This is a genomic window from Veronia pacifica (assembly GCF_001707825.1).
In the GTDB taxonomy this organism is placed as follows: Bacteria; Pseudomonadota; Gammaproteobacteria; order Enterobacterales; family Vibrionaceae; genus Veronia; species Veronia pacifica.
Map to the genome: position 1 here is coordinate 38346 of NZ_LYBM01000009.1, position 24378 is coordinate 62723.

17 protein-coding genes are annotated in these 24378 nt (G+C 47.2%); 11 read left to right on the plus strand and 6 right to left on the minus strand.

Translation table 11 applies throughout. The features are described 5' to 3' along the window. Positions 1–157: 157 nt before the first annotated feature. The 4 genes from cydC to ald form a co-directional block, all read right to left on the minus strand. Entirely contained in the window at positions 158–1885 is a 1728-nt protein-coding gene (cydC, locus tag A8L45_RS06900; RefSeq protein WP_068900583.1) for a heme ABC transporter ATP-binding protein/permease CydC, read from the minus strand. Next, on the minus strand, positions 1878–3647 hold the full coding sequence (gene cydD, locus A8L45_RS06905; RefSeq protein ID WP_068900585.1) for a heme ABC transporter permease/ATP-binding protein CydD: 1770 nt from the start codon (positions 3645–3647) through the stop codon (positions 1878–1880). Before cydD ends, cydC begins: the two co-directional genes overlap by 8 nt. 78 nt (positions 3648–3725) lie before the next feature. Beyond that, complete coding sequence (trxB, locus tag A8L45_RS06910; RefSeq protein WP_068900586.1) at positions 3726–4685, minus strand: thioredoxin-disulfide reductase; 960 nt, start codon at positions 4683–4685, stop codon at positions 3726–3728. 117 nt (positions 4686–4802) lie between these two features. Then, positions 4803–5921, minus strand: coding sequence for an alanine dehydrogenase (ald, locus tag A8L45_RS06915; protein WP_068900588.1), 1119 nt, complete (start codon positions 5919–5921; stop codon positions 4803–4805). A gap of 166 nt (positions 5922–6087) precedes the next feature. On the opposite strand from ald, the gene lrp reads away from it, so the two are divergent. The 6 genes from lrp to A8L45_RS06945 all read left to right on the plus strand — a co-directional run bounded on the left by lrp (position 6088) and on the right by A8L45_RS06945 (position 14882). Further along, positions 6088–6582 carry a leucine-responsive transcriptional regulator Lrp gene (gene lrp, locus A8L45_RS06920; protein ID WP_068900590.1) on the plus strand — a complete coding sequence of 165 codons (495 nt, stop codon included), beginning with the start codon at positions 6088–6090 and terminating at the stop codon, positions 6580–6582. A 244-nt stretch (positions 6583–6826) separates the two neighbouring features. Next, entirely contained in the window at positions 6827–9604 is a 2778-nt protein-coding gene (locus A8L45_RS06925) for a DNA translocase FtsK (protein WP_068900592.1), read from the plus strand. Between the two features lie 24 nt (positions 9605–9628). Beyond that, positions 9629–10231: an outer membrane lipoprotein periplasmic chaperone LolA gene (gene lolA, locus A8L45_RS06930; protein WP_068900595.1), complete on the plus strand. Its 603-nt coding sequence runs from the start codon at positions 9629–9631 to the stop codon at positions 10229–10231. 24 nt (positions 10232–10255) lie between these two features. Continuing rightward, positions 10256–11581 (plus strand): replication-associated recombination protein A, encoded by a 1326-nt coding sequence (locus tag A8L45_RS06935; protein ID WP_281181497.1) that lies wholly within the window; start codon positions 10256–10258, stop codon positions 11579–11581. 157 nt (positions 11582–11738) lie between these two features. Beyond that, positions 11739–13025: a serine--tRNA ligase gene (serS, locus tag A8L45_RS06940; RefSeq protein ID WP_068900599.1), complete on the plus strand. Its 1287-nt coding sequence runs from the start codon at positions 11739–11741 to the stop codon at positions 13023–13025. A 291-nt stretch (positions 13026–13316) separates the two neighbouring features. After that, positions 13317–14882 carry a methyl-accepting chemotaxis protein gene (locus A8L45_RS06945; RefSeq protein WP_068900602.1) on the plus strand — a complete coding sequence of 522 codons (1566 nt, stop codon included), beginning with the start codon at positions 13317–13319 and terminating at the stop codon, positions 14880–14882. Positions 14883–15092: 210 nt separating this feature from the next. Here A8L45_RS06945 and A8L45_RS06950 read toward each other — a convergent pair whose 3' ends face one another. Together A8L45_RS06950 and metG are read right to left on the minus strand one after the other, a co-directional pair. Beyond that, a complete protein-coding gene (locus A8L45_RS06950) occupies positions 15093–15917 on the minus strand; it encodes a hypothetical protein (RefSeq protein WP_068900603.1) in 825 nt (274 codons plus the stop codon). Between the two features lie 207 nt (positions 15918–16124). Next, entirely contained in the window at positions 16125–18173 is a 2049-nt protein-coding gene (gene metG, locus A8L45_RS06955; RefSeq protein ID WP_068900606.1) for a methionine--tRNA ligase, read from the minus strand. A 165-nt stretch (positions 18174–18338) separates the two neighbouring features. Here metG and apbC point away from each other — a divergent pair, with 165 nt between their 5' ends. The 5 genes from apbC to A8L45_RS06980 all read left to right on the plus strand — a co-directional run bounded on the left by apbC (position 18339) and on the right by A8L45_RS06980 (position 24371). Further along, the gene (gene apbC, locus A8L45_RS06960) at positions 18339–19430 is read left to right on the plus strand and encodes an iron-sulfur cluster carrier protein ApbC (protein ID WP_068900608.1); all 1092 of its coding nucleotides are present in this window, start codon (positions 18339–18341) and stop codon (positions 19428–19430) included. 153 nt (positions 19431–19583) lie between these two features. Next, entirely contained in the window at positions 19584–20225 is a 642-nt protein-coding gene (gene udk, locus A8L45_RS06965; protein WP_068900610.1) for a uridine kinase, read from the plus strand. Positions 20226–20337: 112 nt separating this feature from the next. Then, positions 20338–20919: a dCTP deaminase gene (gene dcd, locus A8L45_RS06970; RefSeq protein ID WP_068900612.1), complete on the plus strand. Its 582-nt coding sequence runs from the start codon at positions 20338–20340 to the stop codon at positions 20917–20919. Between the two features lie 147 nt (positions 20920–21066). Next, on the plus strand, positions 21067–23256 hold the full coding sequence (locus tag A8L45_RS06975) for an AsmA family protein (RefSeq protein ID WP_068900614.1): 2190 nt from the start codon (positions 21067–21069) through the stop codon (positions 23254–23256). An 86-nt stretch (positions 23257–23342) separates the two neighbouring features. Then, positions 23343–24371 (plus strand): metal-dependent hydrolase, encoded by a 1029-nt coding sequence (locus A8L45_RS06980; RefSeq protein ID WP_068900616.1) that lies wholly within the window; start codon positions 23343–23345, stop codon positions 24369–24371. The last annotated feature ends 7 nt before the right edge of the window (positions 24372–24378 follow it).

A 24378-nucleotide genomic window follows, 5' to 3' on the forward strand; every position in this document is an offset into this window, starting at 1 on the left:
ATAAAAGTCAGCTGACAAGGTCTATCGACGAGATGATTTCGCTCCTTTCCTGCTGTGTGATTGATTTTTCGTTCGTTTCTATGCAGGGAAGATTTCTTCGATAGCAAAAATAACAAAAGGGAGATTTCTCTCCCTCTGTTATTGTCATTCTATCTTATCAGCAGGTTGACAGACGGTTTAATAACGCCGTGTAGCGTCCGCCCTGTTTTTTGAGGGCTGTATGGCTCCCTTGCTCAATAATTCCACCCTCGTCCATAAGGCAAACCGTATCCATCTGTTGCAATCCGACCAAGCGGTGTGTGATGAAAAGTACGGTCTTATCTTTGGCATGTTCCAAGAGCAGGGTGAGGATCTGTTGCTCAGTTTTCGCATCAAGTCCTTCTGTTGGCTCATCGAGAAGTAAGATAGGTGCGTCTCTCAGCATGGCCCGAGCTATTCCCAGACGGCGTCTTTCACCGCCAGAGAGCAATCGCCCACCATCTCCAAGCCACATATCCAGCCCGGGCTCTTCCAGCAAGACCTGCAGTCCAACCTGATTTAGTACTGACACTAAGGATTCATCACTGGCATTAGGTGCTGCCATCCTGAGGTTATTGCGCAGGGTGCCATTAAACAGATCGACTCGTTGGCTAACAACAGCGATTGACTGACGCAATGTAGACTCTTGCCACTGGGTAAGAGGGACATCATCAATGAATATTTGTCCCTCACGAGGATCCCAGTTCCTCGTAATCAATTGAAGCAGCGTTGATTTACCACAGCCTGTTCTTCCCAGTAGCGCGATTTTCTCACCCTGTTTGATACTGAGGCTGATATCGGAGACTGCATCCTGTTGTGCGCCGTGGTAGCGGAACGTTACACCGTCAAACCTGATGTTACCTCTTGCTAGTACTTGGTGACCTTGAGGATCAAAGACAGTATCCGGTGTCGTTTCGAGAATTTCATTGAGACGACCAGCAGAGGTTATGGTCTGCCCTAAATACTGAAATGCACCTGCAACTGGAGCCATGAGCTCAAAGCTAGCCATAGTGGCGAAGGCAACCATAGCAACCATAGGATCTGGCTTGTTACCGCCTATACCGTCTGCAGCGAGCCAAATCATTAGCACCAGCGTTAAACCATTTGCCGCCACCATAAAAGCACTGGCGAGGCCCGTGATCGCGGCCATCCGTCTTTGTGATGCTAACAGAGTATTTTGTTGTGATTCTGCATCGTCACGATAGCGTTGTGCTGCGCCAAAAATATTGAGTTCGGCATGCCCCTGAATCCAGTCAAGCAAAGATATCCGCAGGCTTGATCGGGTCTGAGCAATCGACTTGCCGTGATCCGCACCCAAGCGATAGAAAATAACCGGTAACGTCAGCATAAGTGTCAGCAAAATCGCGCCAAGTGTCAGTCCAAGCGTGGGCTCGAACCAATACAGAAAACTGCTGACAGCAATAATACCTAACGAGCCAACCAATAATGGGCTGACCAGACGCAGGTAGACATGATCCATGGCGTCGACATCAGCAACCATGCGGTTAAGAATATCGGCATCTCGAAGCGATCCAAGGCGACCCGGTATTAACGGCGTCAGTCGCTGGAAAAAGAAGATACGCAGGTCTGCAAGTAACTTGAAGGTAGCATTATGGCTTACCACTCGCTCTCCCCATCGTCCCGCCGTTCTTGCGATTGAGAGACCTCGCACTCCGCCAGCTGGCAACATGTAGTTAAAGTTGCTGCCAACCGTTAAACCAGCTACTGCAGATGCTGCAATAAACCACCCGGAGAGGGTTAATAGACCAATGGCTGCGCATAGTGTTGCCAAGGCCAGTATCATGCCAAGGGTCAGGCCAACCCAGTGTTTTCTGTATAGACGAAGGAATGGTAGAAGATCACGCATCTAAATCACTCCGGTCGATTGAGTTGTACATCTCGGCGAGTAGACCTTGCTCTTTTAAGTCTGAAAATTTTCCTTGCTGAACCAACTGGCCGTTTTCCATCACCCAGACTTGATCTGCGTTGTGTAATTCATCAAGACGATGGCTAATCATCAGGGTCGTTGTTCCTTGGGTCGCAATTTTAAGGCTATCGAGAACTAATTTTTCACTGTTAGCGTCAAGGCTTGCTGTGGGTTCATCCAATAACCAGAAACTACCATTCTGCAGGAGCGCCCGTGCAACAGCGATACGCTGCGCCTGACCCACCGAGATCCCGCTTGCGCGGTCGCCGACCGGGTGTTGATCGCCTTTTTCGAGACGCTGAATGAATTCATCGGCAAATGCTGCTTTTGATACTGCCTTCACCTCATCATCTGAAGCTTCAGGGTTAGCCAAAACAATATTGTCTCGCAGGGTGCCATGGAATAGCTGAGGGTTTTGTCCCACCCAACTGATGTGGCTACGCCAATGTGCCAAGCTTAAGTCCCGCAACTCGATGCCATTTATCTTTAAACTTCCCCTGTAAGGGAGAAAACCCAGCACTGCATTCATCAGACTGGTTTTTCCTGCGCCGCTAGGGCCGACCAATACGGTCTGCTGACCCGGCAGAATCCTAAATGTCATCGGCCCGGCAAGGACAACACCGTCAGGACTTACCACCTCACAATCAACAGCTTCAATAGTGACTGACTCAAGTGGTGTCGTCTGAGTACCAGTAGACTGGCCCTCTGGATCGGCATTCAGAAAGTTAACAATCGACTCTGCGGCACCTATCGCCTGTGCTTTGGCATGATAGTAGGTCCCTAAATCTCGCAGTGGTTGATAGAACTCAGGCGCTAACACCAGCACGAAAACGGCTGTGAACAGGGTGATAGTCACACCATAGTGGCCGAAGTCTAGTTCCCCCAGGAAGCTGAAGCCAAAATATACAGCGGTAATAGCAATAGAGATAGCCGTGAAGAACTCCAATACTGCCGAAGAGAGAAACGCCATTCGCAATACTTCCATGGTACGGCGACGGAAGTCATCTGAGGCAGCTCTAAGTTGCACCGTCTCGGCCTCTGCATGATCCAGTAAACGGATCGTTGATAGGCCGCGCAGGCGGTCATAAAAGTGACCAGACAATCGCTGCATCGCCTTAAAGTTTCGGCGGTTTGCGTCAGCTGCACCCATGCCAACCAAGGCCATAAACAGCGGGACGAGCGGAGCCGTGATCAGAAAAATCAGTCCCGCAGCCCAGTTGATTGGGAAAACAGCTACCAGAATGATGAACGGCAGTAATACGGCAAGAGACATTTGCGGCATGTATCGTGCGAAGAAATCCTGCATCTCCTCGACTTGCTCAAGGATCAGACTTGCCCAGCTTCCAGCGGGCTTTCCGTGAATTGTTGCAGGACCTAATGCATGGAGCTTATCAAGAATCAGTTTTCGAATATGAAGGCGAATGACCTCGCCTGCTCGGTAACCTGTTTGCTCTTTTGCCCAGCTCAGAAAGGCACGGACGCACACAATGACAGCCAGTCCAATAAATGACGAGATCAGTTCAGACTTAGGGGTCTGCTCCATGATTAACTGATGAAGAATATTGGCAAGCAGCGCAGCCTGTGCGAGTAGGAGAAGCCCGGATGTAAAGGCCAATGCAACAGTGGCCATCATCCAGGATTTGGCTAGCTGATTTTGACTTCGTAGCCATTTGAGCAGCGAGCGATGTTTTTTCTTATCCATAGGATCTAATAGTTGATGCCAGGGGAGGCTCAGGAATAAAAAGCCCGGCGTAAAACCGGGCCGTAAGATAAATATTTCTTAGTTGTCGTTTAGAGCATCAAGATAACGCTCAGCATCCAGCGCAGCCATACATCCTGTTCCTGCTGAGGTAATTGCCTGACGGTAGGTGTGATCCATGACGTCACCCGCGGCAAAAACTCCTTCCACACTGGTTTGTGTTGCGTTGCCTTCCAGTCCAGATTGAACCTTAATGTAACCGTTTTCCATGTCTACCTGGCCTTCGAATATCCCTGTGTTAGGTTTATGGCCAATAGCAACGAAAACACCCATTACATCAAATTCTTCAGTCGCATCCGACGTAGTATCTTTAATACGTACACCTGTTACACCCATGTCGTCGCCTAGCACTTCATCAAGCACGCGATCGGTGTGGAGAACAATGTTGCCATTCTCGACTTTGTCCATCATTCGATTTACAAGAATTTTCTCTGCGCGGAATGAGTCGCGGCGGTGAATAAGATGAACTTCTGAAGCGATGTTAGCGAGGTACAGTGCCTCCTCAACCGCAGTGTTACCGCCACCGATCACGGCCACTTTCTGGTTGCGATAGAAAAAGCCATCACAGGTTGCACAGGCTGATACACCGCGGCCTTTGAAGTTTTCTTCTGATTCCATACCCAGATACTGTGCTGATGCGCCAGTCGAAATGATCAGTGCATCGCAGGTATAAGCGCCGTTATCACCAATTAATCTGAATGGTCGCTGACTGAAATCAGTTTCGTTGATGTGGTCGAAAATAATTTCGGTATCGAATTTTTCAGCGTGTTCTTTCATACGATCCATCAGCGCTGGACCAGTGAGTCCTTCCGGGTCGCCGGGCCAGTTTTCGACTTCTGTCGTTGTCGTCAACTGTCCGCCCTGCTGCATGCCAGTGATCATTACTGGTTTCAGGTTTGCCCGCGCAGCATAAACGGCTGCTGTATAGCCTGCAGGCCCTGAGCCCAGAATTAGAAGGTTTGCATGTCGTACGTTGCTCATTTGTTCTCCGGACTATCTGTATTCTTAATTTATTTTGTGATTGTAGGGAAATTAGAGGGGTAAAGAAAGAGGGCACCCACTGGGCGCCCTCTCGTAAGCTGTAAATCTTATCTGTGATTAGTGCTTAAGTGCGGTCAGTGGATCTACAAACTCGAGGTCGAAAGCTTCAGCGACTTCTTTACAGGTTACTTTCCCGTCAATAACGTTCAGGCCACCAAGGAAACCACGGTCATCTAGCAATGCTTCGCGATAACCTTTGTTAGCCAGTTTAACTATATACGGAAGAGTCGCGTTGTTTAGTGCAAAAGTGGATGTACGTGCAACTGCACCAGGCATGTTAGCAACACAATAGTGAACAACGTCATCGACAATATAAGTAGGTTCCGCGTGCGTCGTTGCATGAGAGGTTTCAAAACATCCACCTTGGTCAATCGCAACGTCAACCACTGCTGCACCCGGCTTCATGTTTTTGATGTGGTTTTTGTTAACCAGTTTAGGTGCTGCAGCGCCTGGAATCAGGACAGCGCCGATCACTAGGTCTGCATTCAGTACGTGTCTTTCCAGCGTTTCTTCAGTTGAGTACACAACTTTCGCTTTGCCTTCAAACTCTTCGTCGAGAGCGCGTAGGGTATCGATGTTTCTATCAAGGATAGTAACGTCTGCACGCAGGCCAACAGCCATTCTTGCTGCATTTGAACCTACAACACCACCGCCAAGTACAACAATCTTCGCTGGTTCAACACCCGGAACACCACCTAGTAACACACCTGCGCCACCATGCGACTTCTCCAGTGCTTGAGCACCGGCTTGAATAGACATACGTCCTGCAACTTCAGACATTGGTGCAAGAAGTGGCAGTCTACCTTTAGCGTCTGTAACCGTTTCATAAGCTATACAGATGGCTTTACTCTTGATAAGGTCTTCGGTTTGTGGAAAATCTGGTGCAAGGTGCAGATAGGTAAACAATATCTGTCCTTCACGAAGCATGGCACGTTCAACTGCCTGCGGCTCTTTAACTTTGACAATCATCTCAGCTGTGGCAAATACTTCTTCTGCGCTGCCGAGAATAGAAGCACCAGCTTTAATGTAGTCGTTGTCACTGAAGCCAATGCCTGCGCCAGCTTTTGTTTCTACATAAACAGTGTGACCATGTGAAACAAGTTCACGTACACTGGCAGGGACCATGCCTACACGATATTCATGGTTTTTAATTTCTTTAGGTACGCCAATGATCATCCTGAATTCTCACTCCAAATTGGTGTTATTTGCTACAAATGTTCTTGAAATGTTATATTTAAAGCTAGTATAGTTCTCGTATGGCAACATTTGATACTGAATATTTGTTATTTATTAATAAAAACGGAATTTATTATTGCAAGGAAGAAATAAGGTGGAATAAAAAATGGTAGACGCCAAGAAAAAACCCTCCAAGGAGTTGGACCGGATAGACAGGAATATTCTGAATGAACTTCAGAAGGACGGCCGGGTGTCAAATGTTGAACTTTCAAAGCGCGTGGGCCTATCGCCTACACCTTGCCTTGAAAGGGTTAGACGCCTCGAACGTCAGGGATACATCAACGGCTATACTGCGTTGCTCAACCCCCAGTTTCTTGATGCTTCACTGCTTGTGTTTGTTGAGATCACGTTAAACCGTGGTGCGCCTGATGTGTTTGACCAGTTCAATAAAGCTGTTCAGCAACTAGAAGATATTCAGGAATGTCATCTGGTATCTGGTGATTTTGACTATCTGCTCAAGACCCGTGTATCTGATATGTCTGCTTACCGTAAGCTTCTGGGTGAAACCCTGCTGCGCTTACCGGGCGTTAACGACACCAGAACATATGTTGTGATGGAAGAAGTGAAACAAACCAATCATCTGGTAATCAAAACCCGCTGACAGTTCATTTAACTAATTGTGTGATTCATCACACAATTAGTTATTTAGCGTATAAGCAATGATCAACCATCCAAACCGGGCAACTATGTTGCTCGGTTTGTTTTTTTGTTTGGTGTACACTTTTTCTGGTAGCTGCAAACACATTCAAATCGGTAAAATGATGGCGAATGCCGAGGTATCACTCGCTGGAGCCAACATGCAATGGGTACCGCTTACAAACAAATGAACAATAAAACGGGTGATAATGGAGTTTTCCTTACAACAAGAACAAAAAGCGCAGGATAAAAAACTGTCCCGGCTTAATGGTGCTCAAAGACTCAAAGAAAGTACGCTGATTTTGGCGTTGCTGGCAGCTGTCTTCATTGCTGTTGCCCTCATGACGTATGACCCAGCTGACCCGTCTTGGTCGCAGACTGCGCAAGACAGCCCAATTGGCAATGCGGCTGGTTCATTGGGCGCTTTTGTTGCAGACACTTTATTTTTTGCTCTTGGCAAACTGGCTTATCTTCTTCCAGCGGTATTATTGTTGGCAGGTTGGGTCTTCCTCAGACGACGCACCGAATCCGAACCTCTGCAATATACGATTTTAGCCAGTCGTATCCTTGGTATGATCACACTCTTTTTGTCGAGTTGTGGCTTAGCCGATCTTAATTTTGATGATTTTTGGTACTACTCCTCAGGCGGAGTTGTTGGCGATGTGCTCAACAGTGTGTTGATTCCGTTGCTAAATGTTCTTGGTACCACGTTATCGCTACTCTTTTTCTGGGCTGCCGGGTTCACCCTATTCACTGGGATCTCATGGCTGACCATTGTCGATAAGCTGGGTGAAGTAACGCTTAACGGGGTTACATGGGCGATAAATCGAATCCGCAACGACAAGCCGCAAACCTTCTCCTCAAATACAAAAAGTATTGGAGAGAGCGAAACGCCTGATTTTTCTGTCCCTGCTAATCATGGGAGCAGACAACTCACCGATATTAGCCGCTTGAATAAAGCTCAGCGAGCGGTGCCGGATACGTTCGAAAAACCTGAATCCAAACCCAAAATCGTCTTTGCGGGTGAGGATAGACCTGAGGGCCCAGAACAAGCTGTTGAACAGTCCGAGATGAATGAGCCAGAGATTGGCGATTTAAGTCTTGTAGAGCCAGCTTCTCAACAGGAAATGATCGAGTCACCAGTTTTGTTGCCGACAGATCAAGAGTCTTCATCAACTTCAGAAGTTCACCACGCAGAAGAATTCACTGCGGACAAGACAGATATAGCGTTGGATGAAGAAGAAACTCATGATGCAAGCAGTGCTCAACATACAACCGAAGATACGGTAGCTGACATCGAATTTGAAAATACTGATGGATTGTCAGAGCTTGAACGCCTCGAGCAAGCATCCAATGGAGCTGACGACGAGCAAGCATTGTCTGATGACGAAGCTTTTCTTGAAACGGTTCGTGAGGCACAGAAAAACGCAGCAGGTGCAACCCATCCATTCCTTATGAAGCACGAACCTGACATGCCTAAGCCGGCGGAACCTCTTCCGACGTTGGACCTTCTTGATCCTCCCCGTAAAACAGCAACTCAGGCATCAAGGGAAGAACTTGAGCAAACTGCAAGGCTGGTTGAGGCTCGGCTCGAGGATTACAAAATTCAGGCTCGGGTTGTCGGCGTTTATCCAGGGCCAGTTATCACTCGCTTTGAACTGGAGTTGGCCCCGGGCGTAAAAGTGAGTCGAATTGCTGGCTTAGCAAAAGATCTTGCCCGCTCGTTGTCCACTAGTGCGGTTCGTGTGGTAGAGGTTATACCGGGTAAACCTTATATTGGCCTTGAATTGCCAAATAGTAGCCGGGAAACGGTCTTCATGTCTGAGGTGGTTGGCAGTGAGAGATTTTCGAGCTCAAAATCTCCTCTCTCTGTGGTGTTGGGTAAAGACATCGCTGGCGAAGCCATTGTGACTGACCTTTCCAAAGCGCCTCACTTGCTGGTGGCGGGTACGACGGGCTCTGGTAAGTCGGTCGGTGTTAACGTGATGATTGTTAGCATGCTCTACAAGGCATCGCCGGAAGATGTTCGTTTCATAATGATCGATCCCAAGATGCTCGAGTTGTCTGTTTATGAGGGAATTCCGCATCTGCTTACTGAAGTTGTGACGGACATGAAAGATGCTGGCAATGCCTTGAGATGGTGTGTGGCGGAGATGGAACGTCGTTATAAACTTATGTCCGCACTCGGTGTCAGAAATATTAAGGGCTTTAATGACAAGGTCAAAGAAGCCAATGACGCAGATCATCCCATTCCAGATCCGCTCTGGAAACCGGGGGACAGCATGGATGAAAACGCGCCTGAGTTAGAGAAACTGCCCTATATCGTCGTGATTGTGGACGAGTTTGCTGACCTTATGATGGTAGTGGGCAAAAAAGTCGAAGAGCTAATTGCTCGTCTTGCCCAGAAGGCGAGGGCGGCAGGTATACACTTGGTGCTGGCAACACAGCGCCCGTCGGTAGATGTTATTACAGGTCTAATTAAGGCCAACATACCAACCCGTATGGCATTTACCGTGTCAACCAAAACAGACTCTCGTACCATTCTTGACCAAGGTGGAGCAGAGTCGCTGTTGGGTATGGGTGATATGCTGTTTATGCCAAATGGCTCCAACCATCCAGCTAGGGTGCACGGCGCTTTTGTGAACGATGATGAAGTGCACCGTGTGGTAAGTAACTGGAAAGCACGCGGTAAACCTCAATATATTTCTGAGATAACCAGTGGTGATCAGGGGAGCGATGCGTTACTTCCCGGTGAGGCACCCACTGCAGGAGATGGCGAGGAGCTTGATCAGCTTTTTGATCAGGTTGTCGAATTCGTGACAGAGAGCCGCAGAGGGTCTGTATCCGGTGTTCAGCGCAGATTTAAAATTGGTTATAACCGGGCAGCCAGAATCGTCGACCAGCTCGAAGCGCAAGGTATAGTGAGTCCACCCGGACACAACGGTAACCGTGAAGTTTTGGCCCCACCGCCGCCACCACGCGATTAAGCGGCCTAATAAATGGAATATAGAATGAAGAAATACCTGTTGGTAGCCACACTGCTACTCCCAACCATTTGCTTTGCAGCCACACCGCAACAGGAGCTCAGTGAGCGGCTGTCTCGTGTGAATGCATTCTCTGCAGACTTCAGTCAGACAGTGACCAGTCAGGAAGGTGATATCCTTAAAAAAGGCAAAGGGACACTGGCTGTTAAACGCCCTAACTTGTTCAATTACACCCCAAGCTCTGATGAAGAGAACATGTTGGTGTCTGATGGTAAGACCCTCTGGGTTTATGACCCTTTCGTTGAACAGACCACTGCAATGTGGCTCAACGATGGCACTGACCAGACACCTTTTGTACTGCTGACGCGAAATGATCAGAAAGACTGGCTCAATTATCAGGTTAGCCAAAAGGGTGACCGCTTTACACTGACTCCAATCAAGGCGTCAACTCAGAATGCCCTGGTACTGGATGTATTGCCAAACGGTGAAGTAAAAGGCTTTACCGTCGAAGAACAAAACGGCCCCACTATCGAGTACAAGCTAGTCACGTTTAAAGCAGATACCCCACCAGCCAACTTATTCCAATTTATCTCACCGCAGGGTGCCGATATTGATGACCAAAGACAGTAATTAAAAGGAGGGGATGTGAGCAATATGACACTGGACTTTGCTGACGACTTTCGTCCTCTTGCGGCACGTATGCGGCCAACGACTCTGTCTGAGTATATTGGTCAGGGGCACTTGCTGGCAGAAGGAAAACCGCTCAGGCGTGCGCTTGAAAGTGGTCAGTTGCATTCTATGATCCTCTGGGGCCCTCCCGGCACAGGCAAAACAACACTTGCTGAAGTGGCGGCAGGCTATGCTGATGCGGAAATCGAGCGGGTATCTGCAGTGACATCGGGCGTTAAAGATATCCGCATAGCGATTGATAAAGCAAAACAGAATAAATTGACAGGACTTCGGACTATTTTGTTCGTTGATGAGGTACACCGCTTTAATAAAAGCCAGCAAGATGCATTTTTACCCCATATTGAGGATGGCACCGTCACCTTCATCGGCGCGACAACCGAAAACCCATCTTTTGAGCTTAACAATGCGCTATTGAGCCGTGCTCGGGTTTATAAGCTTAAATCACTGGATGAGAGTGATATCCAGACGGTGATTTCACAGGCACTGACAGACAAAAAGCGTGGTCTTGGAGATCAGGCTCTTAACTTACCCGATGAGGTTCGTGAGCAGTTATCGCGATTCACGTCGGGTGATGCTCGCATGACACTCAATTATCTTGAGCTGTTATCTGATATGGCTGAGCCCGATGAAAATGGGAGCAAGCAAATAACGCTGACATTGTTAGCTGAAGTGGCAGGCGAGAAAGTTGCCCGATTCGATAATAAAGGTGATATCTGGTATGACTTGATATCTGCATTCCACAAGTCAGTCAGAGGCTCAAGTCCGGATGCTGCACTTTATTGGTATGCGAGAATCATAACGGCGGGCGGGGATCCTCTCTACGTTGCCCGGCGTTTGTTGGCAATTGCGTCAGAGGATATTGGCAATGCCGATCCAAGGGCAATGCAAATTGCCATTAATGCATGGGACTGTTTTACCCGAGTTGGACCGGCTGAGGGCGAGAGAGCGATAGCTCAGGCTACTGTGTACATGGCATGCGCACCGAAAAGCAATGCAGTTTATACCGCGTGGAAGCAGGCATTGTCTGATGCAAGAGAGCATCCTGACTATGAAGTGCCTCCGCATTTGCGTAACGCCCCGACATCTTTAATGAAGGATTTGGGCTATGGGGCAGAGTATCGTTATGCTCACGATGAGCCTAATGCCTTCGCCGCTGGCGAAACCTATTTGCCGCCTGAATTGTCAGGTTCTCAATATTATCAGCCGTCTGATCGGGGGCTGGAAATAAAAATTGGTGAAAAGCTGGCATTTCTTGCGCAGTTAGACGCAAAAAGCCCGCGAAAACGCTAGGAAAAAAGGCCTTTTTGGGTATTGTTTTAGATCCAATTGTCTCTGCGCTGTGTTTAGAAATATTCCTTTTCCCAGAGATTGACTAAATAACTCAGATGACACACTCAAAGGTCATCAATCACTGTCAGATATCGTCAGAAATAATCACAGGATTAGCATGCTGGATTCCAAATTACTCCGAACTGAGCTGGACGCAACAGCTGAAAAATTAGCGCGTCGTGGCTTTAAGCTAGACGTTGAAACTCTCCGTGAACTGGAGGAAAAACGTAAGTCGTTACAAATTCGCACTGAAGAATTACAAGCGGTTCGTAACTCCCGTTCGAAGTCCATTGGTCAGGCAAAAGCGAAGGGGGAAGATATTCAACCTCTGCTGGCTGAGGTGGCTAATCTTGGCGATGAGCTGGACAAAGCTAAAGCGGATCTGGCTGCATTGCAGGTTGAGTTAAATGACATTGTGATGTCGGTACCTAACCTTCCTGATGATGCTGTGCCTGTAGGTAAAGACGAATCTGAGAATGTTGAAATCTCCACATGGGGTGAGCCGAAATCTTTCGAATTCGAAGTGAAAGATCATGTTGATTTGGGTGAGATGAGCGGCGGTCTTGATTTCGCCAGTGCCGTGAAGCTCTCGGGTTCTCGCTTCATCGTGATGAAGGGCCAAATGGCTCGCCTGCACCGTGCGCTTGCACAGTTTATGCTGGACCTGCACAGTACAGAACACGGTTATACCGAGATGTATGTGCCTTATCTGGTAAATGCTGACAGCCTTTATGGTACTGGTCAGTTACCGAAATTCGGTGAGGATCTGTTCCATACCAAACCTGCTACCGAGGAAGGTGTCGGTATGTCACTCATCCCGACAGCAGAAGTGCCACTGACCAATATGGTGCGTGACACGATTGTTGACGAGGCTGAGCTGCCTATTCGTATGACCGCACACACGCCGTGTTTCCGTTCAGAAGCGGGCTCGTATGGTCGCGATACCCGTGGTCTTATCCGCATGCACCAGTTTGATAAGGTTGAACTGGTTCAGGTTGTGCGCCCGGAAGACTCAATGTCTGCACTTGAAGAGCTGACTTCACAGGCAGAAAAAGTGCTCCAGCTCCTCGAACTGCCGTACCGTAAGGTTATCCTGTGTACAGGTGATATGGGCTTTGGTGCAACTAAGACCTACGATCTTGAAGTATGGCTACCCGCTCAGAAAACTTACCGTGAGATCTCATCGTGCTCAAACATGGGAGATTTTCAGGCTCGCCGCATGCAAGCGCGTTTCCGCCGTAAAGCAGAGAAAAAACCTGAACTGCTTCATACACTGAATGGTTCTGGTTTAGCTGTTGGCCGCACCATGGTTGCTGTGTTGGAGAACTACCAACTTGAGGATGGCCGCATTGAAGTCCCTCAGGCACTAAGGTCTTACATGAGCGGACTCACTCACATAGGCTAAGCTTTCCTCATTGTAAAATCTTGCAAGGCTGACACAACTTGTGTCAGCCTTTTTTATTGGAAATAAAATACCAATAAATAACTTTATATTGTTCGGTAAACATGTATATAAAAATAAAATTCCAATATGAATTTTTGATGTAATTATCTGAATAATAATAAAATAGTTATTTATGAATTTTATATATTTTGTGCCGATTTAATAGCCACATATAAAACGTCAATTTATAAAACTCGTCTACTATTAAAGTCACCAGCAAAAAAGTCTTAAAACTGAGAGGGATAAATTTGTATGCGAGTAAATACCCCCATAACGGGAAAAGAGAATAGGTTCCCTGCTCAGTACAACCTTCTGTCCACCACTGATACTCGCGGCGTTATCAAATATGCCAGTAAAGAATTTTGTGAGGTAGCTGGATACACACAAAAAGAACTTATTGGGCAACCACACAATCTTGTCAGACACCCAGAAATGCCACCAGCAGCATTTAAAAACATGTGGGACTACATTCAAAATGGCAGATCGTGGATGGGTTTAGTGAAGAACAGAACCAAAGCTGGCGACCATTATTGGGTAAACGCATTTGCCTCCCCCATTACCAAAGACGGTAAAATTGTAGAATTTCAGTCTGTGCGTTCAGTTCCTGACAGAAAGTCAGTGGACAGAGCAGAGAAAATATATCCTCAGTTGCTGGCAGGTAAAACGCCGTTAGAACTTAAAATGCCGAGATCAAGGCTGTGGCAGCGAGCTCTGCTATGTTTCATTCCTGGCGCAATTTTGTCAGGTGTTGCTGGATATTTTGGTGGTGCAGCGGCTGCGGTTATTGTACAGCTGGTGCTGAGCATTGCCATCGTATACGGATTGACCCGTAGACTAGAATCCCTGTCTTCGATGGCGAGGGAAGCGTATGACAACCCATTGATGGAATACCTTTACAACGGCGCAATTGATGACCTTTCAGAAGTTGAGTTGGCGTTAAAAATGCGAGCATCAGAATTGAATGCCGTGGTCGGACGTATCCTTGATGGGAGTGATCAGGTGCTGGCATCAGCCGAAGTTGCCCGAGAAAATGGTAAACGTACATCAACCAATCTTGAGTCGCAGAACACTGAAACTGAGCAGATTGCTGCTGCGATTAACGAAATGGCCTCAACAGCTGGCAACATGGCAGGTAATACGCAGAGTGCCTCAGATTGTGCCACCGAAGCGAGAGCTGCGACATTAAATGGTATGGAAAGCGTCAGTACCACAGTAGGTGCGATCAAAAATCTTGCCAAACAGTTAGTTGATGCGTCCTCCGTGATATCAAGCTTGGAAGAGCATGGTAAGCGCATTGGCGCCGTTTCAGATGTCATTCAGGGGATTGCAGAGCAAACGAACCTGCTGGCACTTAATGCTGCCATTGAGGCTGCTCGTGCGGGTGACCAAGGCCGGGGATTTGCGGTGGTAGCTGACGAGGTCAGGGCTTTGGCTCAACGCACACAGGAATCAACCTCAGAAATACAAGAGGTAATCACACAGATTCAGCACGCGACAGATCAGGCTGTTCAGTCAATGGATCGCGGCAATGAGTTGTCTGAAGAATGTGTTCACAACGCTGAAACGGCTGGTGATGTGCTGAAGCGGTCGCAGGAGTTGGTTGCCGATATTAATGATAGGAGTGAGCAGATTGCTGTCTCTGTGCAGGAACAGGCTGCCGTGGCTAATCAGATGAATGAGGGTATTCAATCAGTTTCTGAGCTGTCTGAGAGCACAATTGGTATTGCCAGTGAATCGGTGAAAGAAGCGAACAGGCTTTATGAACAGCTAGCAGAACAGAGAACGCTGGTTTCACAGTTCAGACGTATCAGTGGTTAAAAAAATCGGTATGAAATTACTGAGTAAACAAAAAAGAGCCAATATTCATTTGGCTCTTTTTTATAAAGAGTTAAACCTCTTCTCTGCTGAAAAGACAATTCTTGTTGTTATTATATTTGGCAATTAACATATCATTTCCACACTCTTTCTGAGTAATAAATTGAAGCGAGATTTATTGTTAAAGACTGCCTGCTGTTTTAAACCCTTCAATTACCTCACAGTATATTTAATGGCAAGCACATGTTTTTTTATATCGTCTGTCATGACTGCGTTCTGAGATGTTAAAACGTCCAGTTTCTCATCTAATAAAGAAAATATAAGTTTATTTGCATTGTTGTAGATATTTAATAAGTGAGTATATGAGACGTCAGTGTCGCTATAAATACCCGGAATATCTGATATATTCCTACTAATAGCTTGGATGTTAGATTGACTTTGGCAGGAGACGAAGCTTCTCAGTTTTAAAATGCGCTTTTGAAGAATTTTCGATTGTAACATTACTGACTGGTGTGCAGATGTTATACGCTTACCCAGTTTATGCACGGCAAACTCAAACCTCGTGTTTGCCTCGTTGACATCTGCCCAGGTTTGCCAGAACCAGATATAGTCGTCAAAGGCTTTTGTATTGGTCTCTTCTTTTAATAGGCAGTGGCAAACTTCACCAATGACAAATACAACCTGCTCAATCAAGGTTCTCTGTATGTGAGTCCAACTACGGGTAGTTTCATCACTCAAACTATGCGATACCGCCTTGACCCGCTCGCGCAACAAACGAAACATTAGCCGTTGTTTCAAGTTACTTTGCTTTACCAGTAGATCACAGTTGCCAATCATCTTACGCAGAGCTGCCTGCTGTTCGTGATTGACAGAGAGCGGGTTAGCATCTGATAAACCAGCGATAAGAGAGACCTGACGTCGCAGAATCGTCAGCTGATAACGGTAATATTCGCATTGGCTCATGGGGTAGGGGGTACGTTCCAACGCAGTAGAAAGCCGTGTAAGCCAGACTTTAGTGAGTGAAATAACCTTCTTCATTGTCTACCTCCTTTCTCTTTTCAAGAAGAAGAGTTGCAGACACTATGCCAAATTTAAATTATTGAAATTTAATGATTTAATTTTTTATAAAGTGGTTTTTACGCCCACGTTAGTTCTTTGTTGCACTGATATTGTGCAGATAAGCAACAAAGAAAAAGGGAGCAATTACGCTCCCCTGTGGTGATGTTTCGTATCAGACGAAGTCGGTTACATAACTCGCATGCCAGCCTGAGCACCTTCATGCGGTTCGAGTAGCCAAAGGTCTTTTCCACCCGGGCCAGCAGCCAGAATCATTCCCTCAGACATACCAAACTTCATTTTACGGGGCTTAAGGTTAGCAACCACAACAGTGTACTTACCGATTAGCTCCTCAGGTTGATAAGCTGACTTGATACCAGAGAAGACCTGACGTGTTTCACCGCCAATATCCAGCTGGAATTTGAGCAGTTTGTTTGCTTTTGGTACCGATTCACACGATACAATCTTAGCGATGCGTAAGTCGACCTTTGCAAAGTCATCGAACTCGATTTCATCTGCAATTGGCTCTGCTTCCAGAGGGTTTTTCGCACTTTCAGCGGCTTTCTCTGCAACCGCTTTTTCTGCTGCGGCATCTTCTTTCGATGCTTCAATCAGCGCTTCCACATTTTTCGGGTCAATGCGGCTGAACAAGGCTTTGAACTTACTGATCTTGTGAGACGTCAGCGCGGTTGCGACACCATCCCAAGTCAACGTCTCGTTAAGGAACGCTTCTGAGCGCTCAGCCAGTTCAGGCATAACCGGTTTGAGGTAGGCCATTAATACGCGGAACAGGTTGATACCCATAGAGCAGATAGCCTGCAACTCAGCTTCTTTACCTTCTTCTTTAGCGATAACCCAAGGTGCTTTTTCATCGACGTATTGGTTGGCTTTGTCAGCCAGCGCCATAATTTCACGAATAGCACGGCTGAACTCGCGGTTTTCGTACATGTCGCCAATACGCTCAGCAGCAGCAGTAAACTCAGCATATAATGCTGGCTCTGCAACATCCGCTGAGAGTTGACCGCCGAAACGTTTGGTAATGAATCCAGCATTTCGTGATGCCAGATTAACCAGCTTATTAACGATGTCTGAGTTGACACGTTGCACGAAATCATCAAGGTTCAGGTCGAGATCATCGATACGGTTGTTCAGTTTTGCCGTGTAGTAGTAGCGCAGACACTCTGGGTCGAGATGCTTGAGGTACGTGCTGGCTTTAATGAAGGTGCCTTTTGATTTTGACATCTTGGCACCATTTACTGTGACATAGCCATGCACAAACACATTGCTTGGTTTGCGGAATCCGGCACCTTCGAGCATTGCAGGCCAGAAGAGGCTGTGGAAGTACACGATGTCTTTGCCAATGAAGTGATACAACTCGGCATCGCTATCGGCTTTCCAATATTCGTTAAAGTCGACGTCATCGCGTTTGTTACAGAAATTTTTGAACGAGCCCATGTAACCAATCGGTGCATCGAGCCAAACATAGAAGAATTTGTCTTTTTCGCCCGGGATCTCGAAGCCAAAATAAGGCGCATCGCGAGAAATATCCCATTGCTGCAAACCAGACTCAAACCATTCGTTCATTTTGTTGGCGGTTTCTTCCTGCAGTGCACCTGAGGTCGTCCACTCTTTTAACATGCTCTCAAACTGCGGCAGGTCAAAGAAAAAGTGCTCAGAGTCTTTCATCACCGGTGTTGCACCACTGACAGCAGACTTTGGATTGAGTAGGTCAGTTGGGCTGTAGGTCTCACCACAGTTATCGCAGTTATCACCATACTGATCTTCTGTCTTACACTTAGGACAGGTGCCTTTGACAAAGCGATCAGGCAGGAACATGGACTTTTCTGGGTCGAAAAGCTGAGAAATAGTTCGGTTTGTAATAAACCCTTTGTTTTTCAGCTGAGTATAGATATAAGAAGCCAGCTCGCGGTTTTCATCACTATGGGTGCTGTGGTAGTTGTCATAGCTGATATCGAAGCCTGCAAAATCTGTTTCGTGTTCTTTTTGCATCTCCGCAATCATGGCTTCTGGCTCAATGCCCAGTTGTTGCGCTTTCAACATGATAGGTGTGCCGTGTGCATCATCTGCGCAGATGAAGTTCACAGTGTTGCCGCGCAGGCGCTGGTAACGCACCCATACGTCTGCCTGGATATGTTCCAGCATGTGGCCAAGGTGAATAGAGCCGTTTGCGTAAGGCAAGGCACAGGTAACCAGAATTTTTCTTGGGTTTGCAGCCATAGTTCAGATAATTCGCTTTTGACAGAGTTAATCTAAGTAATCGACGAATCTTACCTGATACAAGGTAGAATGCCTAGCCGGAGACAGAGGTTCCTCTTCGTTTTCCGGTTGATACACAATAAGGTGGTGAGATTTTGCAAGGGTTAAAAGGAGCATTCATCGCATATGTTTTTTGGACGTAACAAAAGCCAGCCTGTTGAGAAGTCGGCGTTGTCGGCACTACTAAATACGTTTTCTCATCCCATGCTTGTGGAAGGTTGGGCTGATCAGCCGGGTGTCGTTATCCTGAAAGGTGATGATCAGGTGATAGTGCGCTTTCCATTTGCCAGTGGCGATATACGCCAAGAGTTAGAGTCGTGGCTATCGCAGCATGCGTCTGAGTTTCCCGATGGCATAACAATTCGCATTGAACAGAAAGTGGCGCCGCTCAAAACGGGTGACAAAGCCAAAATACGCGGCGTAAAAAATATTCTTGTTGTCAGTTCCGCAAAGGGCGGTGTCGGCAAATCGACGACGTCTGTCAACCTTGCACTGGCACTACTCTCTCAGGGGGCCAGGGTCGGAATATTAGATGCAGATATTTATGGCCCCTCGGTTCCATTGATGCTGGGTACGCAGGGAAAACAGCCCACATCTGAAGATGGTAAGACAATGATACCGATTGAAGCTCATGGTCTTTTCGCCAATTCAATCGGCTACCTGGTGCCTGACGATAATGCGATGGTATGGCGTGGCCCCATGGCGTCAAAAGCGTTTGCTCAACTGATGCAAGAAACCAATTGGCCATCTCTTGATTATCTTGTCGTTGATATGCCCCCTGGCACAGGTGACATCCAACTTAGTCTCGCTCAGCAGTTTCCGGTAACGGGAGCCATTGTGGTCACCACGCCTCAGGACCTTGCACTGGCGGATGCAAACAAGGGCATTGCCATGTTCAATAAAGTGGACGTGCCTGTTGTCGGTGTAGTGGAAAACATGAGCTACCATACTTGTAGTAAGTGCGGTCATCACGAATTTATTTTTGGTCAGGGTGGAGCAGAGAAAATGGCGTTGCAGCACGGTGTGGCGTTGTTAGCGCAAGTCCCTTTGCATCTCAGTATCCGACAGGATATTGATGAGGGAATACCGACGGTAGCTGCAAGGACCGACGATGAGCACACGGCAATTTACCGAGAGTTGGCTTTGTCTGTTGCCAGCCGTCTCTACTGGCACGGTGATGAAGAAGCGGAACAAATTGACATCAAATTCACGGGGTAAAAACATTTCTCATCGTATATTTGTGTCTAAATAATGCGCTGTTGACAAAGAAAATGTGCTCTGAGTCTTATTTTTGTGGCGCGTTGTGTTTCAACTCCCTATAATCAGGCGGTTTTATTTTCATCTCGCCACATATTTTCCGGGTATGCATTTATGAGTGACAACAGTCAGTGTGTGATTATCGGCATTGCAGGGGCTTCAGCGTCAGGTAAAAGTCTGATTGCCAGAACCATTTATCAGGAACTGAAAGAGAAAGTGGGCGATCACCAGATTGGTGTGATCACAGAAGACCGCTATTATCGCGATCAGAGTCATCTGACTCTTGAAGAACGGATGCTGACAAATTACGACCACCCTCAGGCGTTTGATCATGACCTTTTGTGCCAGCATTTGTCATCCCTGATGGAAGGTAACTCGGTTGAAGTCCCTAATTACAGTTATGCCGAGCATACTCGAACCTCAGAAACGCAAACAATGACACCGAAAAAAGTCATTATTCTTGAGGGAATACTGCTGTTGACTGATCCGCGTCTGCGCGAACTGATGCACGCCACCATCTTTATGGATACACCATTAGATGTCTGCCTGATGCGTCGTGTCAGCCGTGATGTGACGGAGCGTGGTCGCACCATGGAAACGGTTCTTGAGCAATATCAGAAGACGGTGAGACCTATGTTTCTCCAGTTTATCGAACCGTCAAAACAGTATGCTGACATTATTGTCCCGCGTGGTGGGAAAAACAGGATTGCAATTGATGTGCTCAAAGCTCACATTGCCAAATTGTTAAAAGCATAATAAAAAGCCGGGCTCACCCGGCTTTTTCTCTCTTTGCCTCTGGATTCTTCATAATACTCAGTCAAGATAGTGAACCAGAAGCTAACCTTTTATAGATTTCAGGAGTTGCGCAATGAGGCTATGCGACAGGCATATTATCGAACATCTCGATGAGGGGAAGATTGTCATTGAACCCCGGCCGGGCATCGCGTCCATCTCAGGTGTGACAGTAGATGTCTCTCTGGGAAACAAATTTCGCGTATTCAATGATCATGGCGCGCCTTATATTGATTTGTCTGGGCCAAAAGAACAGGTTTCTGCTCAGCTAGAAAAAGTGATGAGTGACGAAATTCATGTTGAAGATGGTGACGCCTTCTATTTACACCCCGGCCAGCTGGCACTGGCGGTGACACATGAATCGGTGACTCTGCCAGATAGCATTGTTGGCTGGCTTGACGGGCGTTCATCATTGGCTCGTCTGGGTTTGATGGTTCACGTGACGGCGCACCGAATTGATCCGGGCTGGTCTGGAAAGATCGTGCTCGAATTTTATAACAGTGGCAGATTACCACTGGCTTTGAGACCGAAAATGCCCATCGGCGCGCTAAGTTTTGAAATGATGTCAGGCTCAGCTGATCGCCCTTATAACAAACGTGACAACGCGAAATATAAAAATCAACAGGGCGCGGTTGCCTCAAAAATTAACGAAGATTAATCAATAGCTTGTCTCACTAAAAGCGGCTGACCCGAGAGGTCGGCCGTTTTTTTATTTTTGGGAGAGTGCACTATGGCGTCGATCTGTTATGGTGTGTGACACTTCAGGGTGTGTATCCCGTATGCGGGAAAGGATGATTCACAAATTATGAAAAAGTTACTCTCAATCCTTTTTGGGCTAATGTTGGTTGCCGTCGTCGGTGTCGTTATTCTTGTTAATGTCATTGACCCCAATCAATTCAAACCACTGCTGGTGGAGCAGGTGAAAAAGCAAACGGGTCGTGATTTGGTGATTGATGGCGATCTGAGCTGGCGTTTCTGGCCAAGCCTAGGTTTGTCAGTCGATAAGCTTGCTCTGAAAAACCCGGACGGATTTGGCGAGCCGAACCTGATAAGCATCGGCCATGCTGAAATGTCAGTGGCCGTGTTGCCACTGTTGTCTGATCATCTCGATGTCGGGCTGATTAGCCTCAGTGATACCCGTTTATATGTACATACTCTGTCAAATGGTGTCAGTAATCTTGATGGCATAACCGACAAATCCTCGACACCGACCGAATCTACAACTGAGTCGTCAGACTCACAAACATCGCCTGATACGGAAGACACCACTAGTCCGAGTTCTGAATCTAATAGCCCTGATGAGGCGACGGGATGGCTAGTGCAGATAAATGGCGTTGAACTGGTAAACGCCAGTGCAGTGATTCGTGATGACAAAGCCGAATCTATCACTGAGCTTTCAAATATCAGTCTGTCGATGGGTGAGCTTAAAATGGATAGCTGGGTGCCTGTTAGTTTTGACATGAAGGGTAAACAAAACGCCCAGCAATTTTCTGCTAAAGGAAAAACTGAGCTAAATCTGAATCCTCAATACGTGAAAAGCCAGCTCAGGCAGCTTGAACTGACCGCAAGTTTCAGTGACGCAGCCACCCGTTTGGACAGCGCATCACTGACTATCGACAACCTGGGGTTCGGCCTTCCTGCAACCACTCAGTTCAAGGTAAAGGGTGAAGCCTCTGGAATGATATTTGATGCCAAGGGCAATATCATAGTCACTCTCGATGAGGCGATGTCCCTGCTCAAGGCCAATGTTGTTAGTCTGGATGCATCCCTTGAGGGTGAGGCGTTACCCAAGAAGACACTTGCTTTATCGGCATCGGCTGATGCCTCCTACGACCTGTCTAAAAAACGCGCAGACTTCACTGCCCTGACGTTGAAAGCGGACGATATTGCTGTTATCGGTAAAGCCAGTGTGACGCTCAACGATATACCCGCTATTCGATTTGCTATGAATAGCGACAATATCGACCTTGATAAATTCCTTGGCCTCAAGGAAACAAAAACTAATAAACCCCCTCAGCAGAAAAAGTCCCCAACAACGGGCGAGCCATCAAAAATCCCTGAAAAACCAGCCAAAGCTCCGATTTCAGATGTGGAACCTGATTTAACAGCACTCAAGGGATTAGACCTCTCTGGTCAGATTAAGATTGGTCAGTTGAAAGCGGCTAATGTCAAAGTGAGCAAGGTCAACCTTGATGTCGCGGTCAATCGTGGTTTGGTGTCCTTGAAGAGATTTACGGCTTCTTTGTACGACGGCGATGTCTCTGCGACAGGTGTTCTTGATACCCGCAAAAAACTGGCAAGGTACTCGTTGAAACAAAACGCGACGGGAATTCAGATTCAGCCGTTACTCATGGATGCTGCGCAACAGGATATGTTGTCAGGCAAAGGGAATGTCTCGGTCAACCTGTCTGGTGCTGGTCTGTCTGAGAAAAAACTACGAGAGGGTATTAAAGGAACGGTCGGGCTCAACCTCACTGATGGTTCGGTGAAAGGTGTCAATGTCGCTGAGATGATTCGGGAAGCGAGGGCATTTTTGAAGGGTAAAAAAGCAGAATATGTTAAAGAAGAGCGCAAGACCGATTTTAGCGGCCTAACTGCGACATTCCAACTAGGAAAAGGTATTGCATCAACGGACAATGTGAAACTTGAAGCGCCACTTTTACGTGTTCGCAGCGAAGGTAAAACGTCTTTGGTGAAAGAGACGCTTGATTTTCTGGTATTTGCGTCCGTGGTCGAAACCAGCAAAGGGCAGGGTGGAAAAGACATCGACGAGTTAAAAGATGTCACTATCCCGGTCAACATCATAGGCACTTGGCAGGCACCTGATTATAAACTTGACCTAAAGAAACTGGCGAAAGTGAATGCGGGCAAAAAGCTGGAGGAGAAAGCCCGGAAAGAGGCCGAGCGCGGTATCAAAAAGCTCTTGGGTGACAAAATAGGTGACGATAAGACCAAAGATTTAGCCGATCAGCTGCTAAAAGGGCTGTTTAACTGATTTGTCTTTTGGAGTCATTGGGCAGATATCAGTAAACAGTCGCGGTAAAATTTTAGTGTTCACAGTAATAAGGAAGTAAGCAAGATATGGATTCAGTCACACAGGCTGCGCTTGGCGCGACAGTTGCCGGGATAGTAGCGGGCAAGGAGTGCAGGCCAAAACACTTATTGGCAGGTGCATTGCTTGGCACACTTCCAGATATGGATGTGTTGTTGGATCACGGTGATCCACTCAGTGATATGATTGGCCACAGAGGCTTTTCCCATTCTCTTTTCTTCCTGCTGCCTCTTTCTGGTGTCTTAGCCTTCTTGTGGCACAAATACAGTCGTACAGAGTGGTCTCTGGGGCACGTTTTTCTGTTTTGCCTGATGACGCTGACAACCCATCCCATGCTTGATTCGTTTACCAGTTACGGTACGCGCTTGTTCTGGCCCATCTTTCCGGAACCGATTGGGGTATCGAGTATTTTCATTATCGACCCTGTCTTCACCATACCCTTGCTCCTCGGTCTTCTCGGCGCGCTTTTATGGCGGGAAAAAGCAGCCCGGCTTTGCACCTATGGAATGGTACTTTCATCAGCATATTTACTTTGGTCTGTTGCTGCGATGGAGATGATTAAATATCGCACTGAGTCAGTGTTAGTAGGCACCTCCATGAAGGGTCAATCGATATTCATTACACCGACTCCCTTTAATACCCTGCTGTGGCGCGTGGTGGTTCGTGATGAAAATACACAGTGGGAAACCTTATTGTCTTTATTGGATAAGGGAGAGGGGGCTGAGTGGCTAAAAACAGAGTCCGGCAAATGGCCCAATGAAGACAAACCTGAGTTGATAAGAAAGTTTGAATCGTTTACCGATGGGTTTATCCGTTACACAGAAGAGGATAACCAGCTGATCGCAACAGATATAAGACTAGGTATGGCGGAGTATCATCCTTTCTCCTTTATTGTCGCGAATTGGGATTCAGGAAGGTGGCAAGCTCAGACACCCGTGCAAATTGAGCCGGGCCCAGTTGTGCCTGGTTCTGTACCTGCAATGTGGCTGCGCCTGCTCGGTGATCAGAACATCGATGCCAGACTGTGCAAAGGGGACGCCTGCTACGGAAAAAAATAGGAGCTGT